Source organism: Nocardioides sp. NPDC004968 (assembly GCF_040608935.1).
Taxonomy (GTDB): domain Bacteria; phylum Actinomycetota; class Actinomycetes; order Propionibacteriales; family Nocardioidaceae; genus Nocardioides.
Genome location: NZ_JBEXJF010000063.1, coordinates 1 through 10,672, shown reverse-complemented (window position 1 = coordinate 10,672; position 10,672 = coordinate 1). Strand labels below are relative to the sequence as shown.

11 protein-coding genes and 2 riboswitches are annotated in these 10,672 nt (G+C 70.2%); of the genes, 6 read left to right on the top strand and 5 right to left on the bottom strand.

The window, feature by feature from the left end; genetic code table 11:
• A partial coding sequence (locus ABZU72_RS28190; RefSeq protein WP_355022079.1) for a cobalamin biosynthesis protein occupies nucleotides 1–1,021 on the top strand: 1,021 nt, incomplete at its 5' end.
• On the opposite strand, the gene ABZU72_RS28185 is transcribed toward ABZU72_RS28190, so the two are convergent.
• The 3 genes from ABZU72_RS28185 to ABZU72_RS28175 all read right to left on the bottom strand — a co-directional run bounded on the left by ABZU72_RS28185 (nucleotide 1,009) and on the right by ABZU72_RS28175 (nucleotide 4,284).
• Nucleotides 1,009–1,365, bottom strand: a complete 357-nt coding sequence (locus ABZU72_RS28185) for a (2Fe-2S) ferredoxin domain-containing protein (RefSeq protein ID WP_355022078.1) — start codon at nucleotides 1,363–1,365, stop codon at nucleotides 1,009–1,011. The genes ABZU72_RS28190 and ABZU72_RS28185 overlap by 13 nt on opposite strands.
• A gap of 223 nt (nucleotides 1,366–1,588) precedes the next feature.
• On the bottom strand, nucleotides 1,589–3,286 hold the full coding sequence (locus ABZU72_RS28180; protein ID WP_355022077.1) for a ribonucleotide reductase N-terminal alpha domain-containing protein: 1,698 nt from the start codon (nucleotides 3,284–3,286) through the stop codon (nucleotides 1,589–1,591).
• Nucleotides 3,286–4,284, bottom strand: coding sequence for a ribonucleotide-diphosphate reductase subunit beta (locus ABZU72_RS28175; protein WP_355022076.1), 999 nt, complete (start codon nucleotides 4,282–4,284; stop codon nucleotides 3,286–3,288). The genes ABZU72_RS28180 and ABZU72_RS28175 overlap by 1 nt, the downstream gene beginning before the upstream one ends.
• Before the next feature lie 150 nt (nucleotides 4,285–4,434).
• Nucleotides 4,435–4,652, bottom strand: a riboswitch (cobalamin riboswitch).
• Between the two features lie 89 nt (nucleotides 4,653–4,741).
• Nucleotides 4,742–4,927, top strand: a riboswitch (cobalamin riboswitch).
• 113 nt (nucleotides 4,928–5,040) lie between these two features.
• On the opposite strand from ABZU72_RS28175, the gene ABZU72_RS28170 reads away from it, so the two are divergent.
• The 5 genes from ABZU72_RS28170 to ABZU72_RS28150 all read left to right on the top strand — a co-directional run bounded on the left by ABZU72_RS28170 (nucleotide 5,041) and on the right by ABZU72_RS28150 (nucleotide 9,135).
• Entirely contained in the window at nucleotides 5,041–6,051 is a 1,011-nt protein-coding gene (locus ABZU72_RS28170; protein ID WP_355022080.1) for an iron ABC transporter permease, read from the top strand.
• Nucleotides 6,048–6,896, top strand: a complete 849-nt coding sequence (locus ABZU72_RS28165) for an ABC transporter ATP-binding protein (RefSeq protein ID WP_355022075.1) — start codon at nucleotides 6,048–6,050, stop codon at nucleotides 6,894–6,896. The genes ABZU72_RS28170 and ABZU72_RS28165 overlap by 4 nt, the downstream gene beginning before the upstream one ends.
• Complete coding sequence (locus ABZU72_RS28160; protein WP_355022074.1) at nucleotides 6,893–7,987, top strand: ABC transporter substrate-binding protein; 1,095 nt, start codon at nucleotides 6,893–6,895, stop codon at nucleotides 7,985–7,987. The genes ABZU72_RS28165 and ABZU72_RS28160 overlap by 4 nt, the downstream gene beginning before the upstream one ends.
• Nucleotides 7,988–8,140: 153 nt before the next feature.
• The gene (locus tag ABZU72_RS28155; protein WP_160028078.1) at nucleotides 8,141–8,356 is read left to right on the top strand and encodes a CbtB-domain containing protein; all 216 of its coding nucleotides are present in this window, start codon (nucleotides 8,141–8,143) and stop codon (nucleotides 8,354–8,356) included.
• Entirely contained in the window at nucleotides 8,356–9,135 is a 780-nt protein-coding gene (locus ABZU72_RS28150) for a CbtA family protein (RefSeq protein WP_355022073.1), read from the top strand. The genes ABZU72_RS28155 and ABZU72_RS28150 overlap by 1 nt, the downstream gene beginning before the upstream one ends.
• A gap of 17 nt (nucleotides 9,136–9,152) precedes the next feature.
• Here the strand turns inward: ABZU72_RS28150 and ABZU72_RS28145 are convergent, their stop codons facing one another.
• Nucleotides 9,153–9,833, bottom strand: coding sequence for a (2Fe-2S) ferredoxin domain-containing protein (locus ABZU72_RS28145; RefSeq protein WP_355022072.1), 681 nt, complete (start codon nucleotides 9,831–9,833; stop codon nucleotides 9,153–9,155).
• On the bottom strand, nucleotides 9,830–10,672 hold an 843-nt coding region (locus tag ABZU72_RS28140), incomplete at its 5' end, for a cobalt-precorrin-6A reductase (RefSeq protein ID WP_355022071.1). The genes ABZU72_RS28145 and ABZU72_RS28140, both read right to left, overlap by 4 nt.

Sequence of the window (10,672 nt, the reverse complement as noted above, 5' to 3'; positions counted from 1 at the left end):
ATGGCGGGAAAGTGCGGGTCTGCAGCTGCCCAACGTGCCGCATTTCCCCGCCATGGCGGGAAAATGCCGCCGATCGTCGGGCAGGAGCATCGAGATGAACCCGCGTGCGGTCGGACTTCTCGCCGGGTTCGCGCTCGACCGGATGCTGGGTGACCCGCGCCGGTTCCATCCGGTAGCCGGGTTCGGCGCGGTCGCGATGCGGGCCGAACAGACCTGGTACGCGGACGACCGGGCCCGAGGCGTCCTCCACACCGCGACGCTGGTCGGGGGAGCGGTGGCCCTCGGCGCCGCCGCAGAGCGCCTCGCCCCAGGGCGAACAGGGAAGACGCTGGTGACCGCGGCCGCGACCTGGGCGGTCCTCGGTGGCCGGTCGTTGGAGCGGGAGGCACTGGCCGTCCACGCCCATCTCGACCGCGACGACCTCCCGGCCGCGCGGCAGCGGCTGACCCACCTCGTCGGCCGCGACACCGACGAGCTCGACGCCTCCGAGGTCTCCCGGGCCGTGGTCGAGAGCGTCGCCGAGAACACCTCCGACGCCGTGGTCGCACCGCTGGTGTGGGGAGCCGTCGCGGGCGTACCCGGCCTGCTCGGCTACCGCGCCGCCAACACCCTGGACGCGATGGTCGGGCACCACAACGACCGCTACGAGCACTTCGGCTGGGCCAGCGCCCGCCTCGATGACGTGCTCAACCTGCCCGGCTCCCGCCTCTCCGGCCTGCTCACGCTTGCCGCCGCGCCGTCGCGGGCCAGGCAGGCGTGGGAGGCCTGGCGTCGCGACGCCGCACGGCACCCGAGCCCGAACGCCGGCGTCGTGGAGGCGTCCTTCGCGGGCGCCCTCGACATCCGCCTCGGCGGCACGAACCGCTACTACGGCAACCGGGTCGAGCACCGCGCGGTGATGGGGGATGGCCGCGACGCCGCCCCCGCCGACGTCGTCAGCGCCACCGCGCTGGCCCGCAGGGTCGGCATCGGCGCGGCCCTGGTCGCGGCGGCGTACGCCGTCATCACTCAGCGCCCGTGACGGAAGGCCCGTGCCAGGACCGCGGGCGGTGCCTCAGCGATGCCCGGTCCGCCGGCGCGGGTCCACTGGGCCAGGGCGTCGGCGACCCTCGCTGTGCCGACCCGGGCGACCCAGACGGGCCGCGCTCCGCGCTGCCGCCCCTCGGGTGAGGGGCCGACCACCACGACGTCGGCTCGCTCGCAGGGGCCGAGGCAGTCGGCGACACGTACGGTCGCCGACTCCCCGGCCACTGCGTTCAGCGTCGTGAGCACGGCCGCATGGTCCACTCCGGGCGACTTCCGTTCCGACCCGCAGCAGCACCCGCGGCAGACGGTCAGCGTCGGCCGCCCGGCCGGCTCGCTCATCCCGGCCGCCTTCGGCGGCGGGTCTTCGTCGCTCGCCGCAAGTACACGAGCAAGCTCGGCACTTGGACTCACTCCTCAGCCTTCGCAGGCCGCGCAGTCAGGGCCGTTCTCGATGGCGCAGACCTCGGCATCGCTCCAGTCGTCCCAGGTCAGGTCGTCGATGGCGTCGGTGGTGGTCGGGGTCTCGTTCATGGTCATGCCTCTCGGTCGAAGGTCGAAGTGGTCAGTTGGTGCGGGTCTGCTTGCTGGCCTGGATGCCGGCCCGCGAGCGCAGGTAGTACAGGCTCTTGATGTTCGGGTCGAGCAGGGCCAGCTTGTGGATCTTGCTGATGTACTGCGGGGTCGCGTCGGCCTGGAAGAACAGGTTGAGCGACTGGGCCTGGTCGATGTAGACCTGCCGGTCCGAGGCGCGGGCGAGCAGGATCTCCTGGTCGATCTCGTAGCCCGTCTTGAAGACGTCCTTCTCGTGCTCGTCGAGCCAGTCGACGTGCTGGACCGAACCGCCGTGGTCGACGATGTCGTCGATGTGCGCCTGGTCGTAGACCCCGCGCTCCTCCATCACCTCGACGAGGTTCTGGTTGGCCCGCGGCATCTCGCCGGCCGAGGTGGTCTGGTTCCAGACGTTGGCGACGTACGGCTCGATGCCCTGGCTGGTGCCGCCGACGATCACCGCGGTGCTCATCGTCGGCGCGATCGCCATCAGGTGGGAGTTGCGTCGCCCGACGCACCACTCCGGGATGCCCGCGACCGAGCCCATCCACCGCGACGCTGCGTCGGCGTGCGACGAGATCCGCTCGAAGATGTCCTTGTTGAGCGCCGCAGCCTTGTCCGACTCGAACGGCACCCGCTGCTTCTGCAGGTAGTCGTGGTAGCCCATCACGCCCAGCCCGAGGCTGCGGGCCTTCTCGGTGTAGCGCACCGCCCGCTCCAGGCCGCGGATGGTGCGGGCCTTGCGCAGGAACGCCTCGGCGACCGCGTCGAGGAAGACGGTTGCGACGTACGCCGTGTCCTGGTCCTTCCACTCGTCGTAGGTCGAGAGGTTCAGCGAGGAGAGGACGCAGGTATAGGAGTGGTCCTCGTCGGAGAAGAGTGTGATCTCCGAGCACAGGTTGGAGGCCTTGTTGGCCAGCCCGTTGGCCTTGTAGGACTCGGTCTGGGCGGCGTTGACGGTGTCGACCTTCCAGATGTAGCCCTTGCCCAGCACCACCCGGATCTTCAGCACCCGCTGGTAGCGCTCCAGAGCATCGCGATCCCCGGCGAGCATCCGGTCGATGAACGCCTGGCTGAAGATCCAGCCGATGTTCTTGTTGGCGGGCTCGCGGAAGATCAGGTCGGCGAGCTCGAAGAAGTCCGGGTGGTCCACCGGCAGGTAGCCCGCCCAGGAGCCGCGGCGGGTGGCGCCCTGGCTGATCTGGTTGGTCATCTCGACGAAGTTGCAGAAGACCGGGACCACGCCGTTGGCCTTGCCGTTGTCGCTGAACTTCGCGCCGCGGGGCCGGACATCACCGAGGTACGCCGAGGTCCCGAACCCGTTCTGGGAGAGGATCGCCGCCTCCTTGAGGGTCTCGTAGAAGCCCCACACCGAGTCCTCGACGTACGAGCCCTCGCACGAGACGGGCAGACCCCGGTCGGTGCCGAGGTTGGACAGCACCGGCGTCGACGGCGAGAGCCAGCCGTTCCAGATCGCCTCGAAGAACCGCTCCGTCCAGGAGACGCCGTCCTCGCGGGGGTACATCTCGTCGGCGAGGTCGCCGGCGGTGCTGGCGATGGTCTCGTAGCGCTCCCGGACGCTCTGGTCGGCGACGGTGTACTTGGCCTTGAACATGGCGTAGCCCGCCGTGGTCATGAAGGCGGGCACGACGCCCTCGGCCTGCAGGGACTTGCGCTCGGCCGAGAGCGCCTCCCAGTTGTTGTTGCTCATTAGAAGCTGAACTCCGTCTCGCCGATGTTGCGGTTGTATTCGTTGCCGGTGACCTGGAAGAAGTCGTGGAACTGGGTGCCGTTGATGCCGCTGTAGAACCATTCGGCGATCGGGTTGGCCTCGACGTTGAACAGCGGCTCCATCCGCATGTTCTCCAGGGTCATGTCGATGCGGGACCTCACGAAGGTCTCCAGGTCGGCCTGGTCGATGCCGGCGATCGGCCCGTCGTCGAAGAGCATCTCGACGATCCGGGCCTCGTGGGCGTAGAGGTGCTCGGCGACGCCACGGACCCTCGCGAAGAGGTCGTCGCGCTCGGCCTCGAACTTGTCGGCAGGGACGGTGGCGGCGTACTCGTCGAGGGTGGTGTTGAACAGCCAGGCGCCGCCGGTGGCGTGCAGGTTCTCGTCGCGGGCGGAGAAGTTGATGCCGCTGATCACGTTCTGCAGCAGGTTCTTCCCGCCGGACTGGAAGTGCTTGAGGAAGGCGAAGTTGGAGTAGAGGACGCAGTTCTCCATCAGCGTGAAGACGCTCAGCGCGTAGAGCAGGTCCTCGTCGGCGATCGCGTCCCACACGAACTGGATCCGCTCGGCCAGCACCGGGTCGTTCTTGTAGGAGTCGTAGAACTCCTCGGTGTCGATCATCAGGACCTTGTTGAGCTTCGCGTAGAACGGCGCGTGCATGTTCAGCTCGGCGAACGAGAAGGCGTTGGACATCATCTGGACCTCCGGACGCGGGAACGCGTGGAAGATCCGGTCGCCCCACACCTCGCCGCCGAGGATCAGCTCGTAGATGGTGAACAGCTTCAGCGTGGTCTTGACCGCGGCCTGCTCGGCGTCGGTCATGTTGACCAGGAAGTCCTGCTTGTCGTTCTCGACCGGGATCTCCTCGGCGGTCCAGAAGATGCTCCGCTGCTTCTTCGCCAGGTCCTCGGCCATCGGATAGTCGAAGACGTACGCCGACTTCTCGGTGCGGATCGGTAGACCCTCGGTGTCGATCAAGCCCCATGCCCCTTGCTCACGCGGGCCCCCGGCCCGCTGGATGTCTCGTGCATCCGTGCCGGGGCAGGGAGGACGGCGGCAGCGCGCCGGGCGGACCCGGTCACGTGGTGCTCGCTCGATCCCCTGACCTTCCCTCGAGGTCGCGGACCCCACCATGAGGTGGGCACTGGCAGGTCTTCGGACTCGTGGGCGTCATCGTGCTCGGTCCTAGTGGCCGTCGCTTCCCAGGAGCCGGCTTGCTCCCAGTGCTTCGTGACGGCGGTCGTTCCCACTCACCGCTGCGGGGCAGTCCCGGACTCACACCGGGTTCCCTCTTGCCTCTCCCGCCCCGTCGCCGAGGTGGGAGAACCAGCTGCGAGGACCACTATATGCGGGAATTACACCAATGCAACTTCCTAGATCTTGTGTTCTGCCGTGTCGTCGGAAACTTCCCCGACACCGTCTCCGCAGCCCGTGCTAGCCTCTGCGCCGAGTCGAACGCATCCTGATGGATGCCAGGGAACTCCGGTGTGAATCCGGGACTGGCGCGCAGCGGTGAGGGCGACGGCGACGACCAGGAAGCCACTGGGGACCGAGTCCCTGGGAAGGCGGCGTCGCCGGGTGAACCCGAGTCCGAAAACCTGTCGGCTCAGATATACGTCACGGCCCTCGCGACCAGGGTCCAGAGGACCTGAGAGGCCGACCGCCGTGGAAACGCTGTCCCGCGAGACCCTGAGCCCGCGCCGTGCTCGTGAGGGGAGACGACGAGTCCCGTTCGTGCCGCTGGTGGCCGGGCTGCTGCTCGCCTCGGCGCTCAGCGCCGTCGCGTCCCTGGCCTTCGGGTCCGAGCGGATACCGATCGGTGAGGTCGTCGCGACCGTCGGCGACCGGCTCCAGGGCGACGCCACGGGGAAGTGGGACGTGATCGTGTGGGAGCTGCGCGTCCCCAGGGCGCTGATGGCGCTCGCCGTGGGCGCCGGCCTCGCCGTCGCCGGCGCCGGCATGCAGACCCTGGTCCGTAACCCGCTCGCCGACCCGTTCCTGCTCGGGATCAGCTCGGGCGCCTCGGTGGGAGCGACGGCGGCGATCACCACCGGGGCGCTGGGCGGCCTCGGCATCTATGCGGTCTCCGGCGGCGCGCTGCTCGGGGCGGTCGGCTCGGCCATGCTGGTGTGGCTGGTGGCCACCGCACAGGGCGGGTTGACCCCGATCAGGCTGGTGCTCTCGGGTGTCGTGCTCTCCTCGGGGCTCTCCGCGATCGCCTCGTTCCTGGTCTTCATGAGCGATGATCCGCGCGCGGCCGACTCGGTGATGTTCTGGATGCTCGGCAGCGTCGGTGGCGCCAGCTGGGAGAAGCTGTGGCTGCCCGCGGTCCTCAGTCTCGTCCTGGGGCTCGGAATGCTGGCGCTCCACCGTTGGCTGGACGCCCTGGCCGCCGGCCCCGAGACCGCTGCCGCGCTCGGCGTGAACGTCGCGGCGCTGCGTACGACTCTGTTCGTCGCGCTGGCCGTGCTGGTCGGGGTCCTGGTCGCGGTCAGCGGTGGGATCGGGTTCGTGGGGCTGATCGTGCCGCACGCGGCCCGGCTGCTCGTGGGCGCCCAGCACCGGGTGGTGCTCCCGGTCGCGGCCCTGGGAGGCGGGCTGTTCCTGCTGTGGGTCGACGTGCTCGCCCGGGTGGTGGCCCGCCCCCAGGAGATCCCGCTGGGGGTGGTCACCGGCGTCGTCGGCGCGCCGCTCTTCCTGCTGCTGCTGGGCCGTGGCCGGTATCGCTTCGGCGGTAACGCGTGAGCGGCCGGCCCGCGCTGCGGCTGCGCGGGGTCGCGGCCCGGCTGGGCGAGCGCGAGGTGCTTCGCGATGTCGATCTGGACGTGCCGGTGGGCACCCGCCTCGGGATCGTGGGGGTGAACGGCGTGGGCAAGTCGACCCTGCTGCGGATCCTTGCCGGGGTTCTGCGGCCCAGCGCCGGGCTGGCCCATCTCGCCGACGAGACCGGCCGGCTCCACGAGACGGCCCGGATCGGCTCGCGTGAACGCGCCCGGCGGATGGCGTACGTCCCCCAGGAGGAGGTCGTCTCCGCCGAGCTGCTCGTCGGGGAGATGGTGGCGCTGGGCCGGGTGCCCCGCACCCGGCCCTGGTCCCGGGGCGGACGGCAGGAGCGCGAGATCGTCCGGGCGGCTCTCGACGCCGTCGGCCTCGCCGACCGCATCGACGACCCGTGCGAGCGGCTCTCCGGCGGCGAGCGGCGCCGGGCGGTGATGGCCCGCGGCCTCGCCCAGGAGTGCCCGGTGATGCTCCTGGACGAGCCCACCAACCATCTCGATGTCGCCTGGCAGCTGCGGTTGCTTCAAAGCGTCGCCGACCGGGCCGAGACCCTGGTCGCGACCATCCACGACCTCGACCTGGCGCTCCGATCCTTCGACCGGCTGGCGGTCCTCGGTCGGCCGCCAGGCAGCGAGCCCTCCGGTGATCCACAGAGTGGCCCGGCGACAGTCGTGGCCCATGGCCCGCCTGCCGAGGTCCTCGACACCATCCGCGTCGAGCACCACTTCGGCGTCGGCTCGGTCCAGGTGCCGCATCCACATCTGGACCAGCCCCACCTTCTCATCCACCCTCGGAAGGACCGATCGGCATGACCCAGCGCATCACCAGCCCCGTACGCCCCGGCCTCGTCTGCCTCGCCGCGCTCGCGCTCGGCACCACGATCCTGACGGCCTGCGGCGCGGAGAACTCCGCCGTCGAAGAGGCGGGGGAGGGCACGATCACCGTCGAGAACTGCGGTGAGGAGCTCACGGTCGACGAGCCGGTGACCGAGCTGTACGCCTACGACGGCGGGATCATCTCGATCGCCCTGGCCGTCGGCGCCGGCGAGGAGCTCGTCGCCGTCACCGGTCTGGCCCGGGACCAGCAGCTGCTCGAGCTCGCCTACCCCGAGGACCGGGTTGACGAGCTCGAGATCGTGGGCGAGGACCACCCGACGCTGGAGACCGTCCTGGCTCTCGACCCGCAGCTGATGTTCGCGGGCTGGGGCTACGGGTTCAGCGAGTCGCGCAACCTGGTGCCCGAGATGGTGCAGGAGCGGGGCATCGACACCTACTTGCTCAGTGAGACCTGCCGCCAGGAGGACGGCGACCGCGGCACCATGGGGGCCTGGACGGCGCTGCGTACCGACCTGCTCAACATCGGCGCGCTGACCGGCCACGACGTGACCGCGAAGAAGGTCGTGGCGGACATCGAGAAGCGCCGCAAGGCCCTGGAGAGCGCGCCGAAGCCCGACGAGGAGCCGACCGCGTTCCTCTTCGACTCCGGCACCGACGCGATCTTCACCTCCGGCTCCTTCGGTGGCCCGCAGGCGATCTTCGACACCGCCGGGGTGACGAGTGCGACCGCCGACGTCGAGGACACCTGGACCGAGGTCGGCTGGGAGCGCTTCGCCGCCGCAGAGCCCGACGTCATCTACTTTGTGGACTACCCGGGGCAGTCCTATGAGGAGAAGGTCGAGGTCCTCAAGGCCAACCCTGCCTCCCGTGATCTGCCGGCCGTCAAGGAGAACAGATTCGTCAACCTGCCCTACGCGATGTGGGTCTCCGGCCCGCTCAACATCGACGCCGCCGAGTGGGTCCGGCGCTCGCTTGAGCACTTCGGTCTCGCACCCGAGTCCGGGATCGAATCGACGCTCGACATCACCGATCTCACCAACCTCGCCGGCAACGAGTGGCTCCGCTGAGATCCCGCTATAGTGCACGCAACGGACATGAGGAAGCCGGTGGAACTCCGGCACAGTCGCGCTACTGTGACATCGCCTTGCGGCGGTGGAGTCAGACCCGAGTGTCCGTCCAACCCCAACGAACAGGGACGCAGGTATCCCTGAGGAGGACATATGTCGCAGCACGCTGTGGCGCCCGTCGCCGGCGCCGATCTGCCCACCATCCCGCTCCGTGAGCTGGCCCCCTGGGCCCTCTTCTTCGGTCTGCTCGGTCTCCTGGTGCTCTTCTTCATCAGCGCTGACCAGGGCGCCGTCTCGATCCCGTCCGGCACGCTGATCCACGAGTGGGTCCACGACGGTCGTCACCTGCTCGGTTACCCCTGCCACTGATGAGCCCGCGTGCATTTCTCGTACGCGGCCTCCTAGCTGGACTCCTCGCCGGCGTCGTCACCTTCCTGGTGGCGTACGCCGTCGGTGAGCCGCAGGTCGGTGCTGCCATCGCGCTGGAGGAGTCGGCCGGCGCCGACGGGCACTCGCACTCCCATGCCGCCGAAGGTGACGAAGGTGGTGAGGAAGCCGCCGAGGTCTCCCGCACCAACCAGAGCACCTGGGGGCTGCTGACCGGCACCCTCGCCGTCGGCGTCGCGCTCGGGGGCATCCTCGGGCTGGTCGCCGCATTCGCTCTCGGGCGGATCGGGCGGCTCACGCCGGGACAGTCGACGGCTCTCGTCACCCTGATCGGGTTCATTGCGGTCGCACTGGTGCCCTTCCTCAAATACCCGGCCACCCCACCGGCGGTCGGCAGCGGCGACACCATCGGCGTCCGCACCGCGGTCTACTTCGCCTTCCAGGCCCTCTCGGTCGTGGCGGCCGTGGTCGTGACGTACGCCGCCGTGCGGCTGCGCGGGCGCTTCGGCACCTATCTCGCCGTGGTCGGCGCGATCGCGGCCTACCTGGTCGTGATGGTCGTCGCCGGGGAGCTGTTCACGACGGTCAACGAGGTCGGGGACTTCCCGGCCGACACGTTGTGGTTCTTCCGTCGGGCCTCGCTGTTCACGCTCGCCACCATGTGGGGCGTGCTCGGAGTGGCACTGACCGGCCTGGTGATCAGGCTGCACGCGGCGGAGCGCGCCGTCGCGGAGCGAAAGGCCCTTGCCGCGAGCCTGTGAGCGGCCCACGAGAAGGCTCAGCAGCGGGGGAGGCGGTAGGCCTCCACGGGGCGGCCGTCGGCCAGGTGATCACGCACGATCACCCGGGCGGCGGCCGCTTCCACGTTGCCGTACCAGACATCGTCGGGCTGGACGCTGAGCACCGGCGCCTGGTTGCACGGGAACTGGCACCCGGTGTGGGTGATCAGCAGGTCGTCGTCGCCGAGACCGGCCTCCATCGCGCCGAGGATCACCGCCCGGGCGGTCTCCTCCGAGCCCTTCGCGGTGCAGCGCGGGCCGCGGCAGATCAGGACCTGACGTACGTGCTCGGGGACTCGCTCCCAGGCGGGCGAGGTCAGCCCGGGCTCGGTGCCGGTGATCGGCCGGGTCTCGCTGAACGAGTCGGCGAGCTCGTCGCGTGTGGTCGCCAGTCGCGTTGCGATCTGGATCTCGGGGCGGTCCCCGGGCTGCTCACGCCACCAGTGGGCCGCGATCCGGCGCAGCCAGGAGTGGCCGGGGGCGAGCGGGCCGAGGCTGACGCCGGCCAGGGTGATGGTCCAGGCTCCGGAGTCGGCGACCCGGGTCAGTTCGGCAGCGAGCGACGGACCGCCCATCTGCAGAAAGGCGAGGCTCGCGTCGAGCTCGCCGGCCCAGTCGAGCAGGTCCTGGCGCCGATCGACGTCGGTCACCGACATCCCGACGACCACCCGGTCGCTCATCCGAGCCCCCGCACCCAGGCCGCCGCCTCGGCGACGTCGCCGACCGTTCGGACGCCGTCGGCGCCGGCCGGGCGGCGTACGACCACGACGGCCACCCCGAGCTCGGCGGCTGCGGCCATCTTCGGCCAGGTGTAGGTGCCGCCGGAGTCCTTGGTGATGAGCACGTCGGTCCCGTGCTCGCGCATCAGCGCGAGCTCGCCCTCGAGGCGGTAGGGCCCACGACTGGTCAGCAGCGCCCACGGTTCGGGCAGCTCGATCTCGGGCCGGTCGACCACGCGGGCGAGAACCTGGTGCTCGGCGAGCGCCGGGACGAACCGGGCGAGCTCCTGGCGTCCGACCGTGATCAAGGGACGCTCTCCGAGGTCGGCGGCGACCTTGGCGGCATCGTCGTGGGTGTCGACGTAGGCCCAGGACGGGTCCGCCGGCCAGCCCGGCCGCTCCAGCCTGAGCAGCGGATGGCCGCTCTGCGCGCAGGCCGCTGCCGCGTTGGCCGATATCCCGCGGGCGAACGGATGGGTGGCGTCGACGACCGCGTCGAACTGGTCGAGAGCGCCCCTCAGGCCCTCGACCCCGCCGAACCCGCCGATCCGCACCGCTCCCACAGGCAGCCGCGGCCGTGCCACCCGGCCCGCAAGGGAGGACGTGACGTCGACACCGGCCTCGATCAGTTGCGCGGCGAGCTCGCGGGCCTCGCTCGTGCCGCCGAGGATCAACAGCCTCATCGGGCGCTCCCCTCGCTGGTCGAGCCGCCGGAGCCGCTCGGCGACTGAGCGAGGCCGCCCGGCGACGCAGGCACCCTCATAGAGCCGCGCAATCGGCGAAGTGCCGGGATTGGCGGC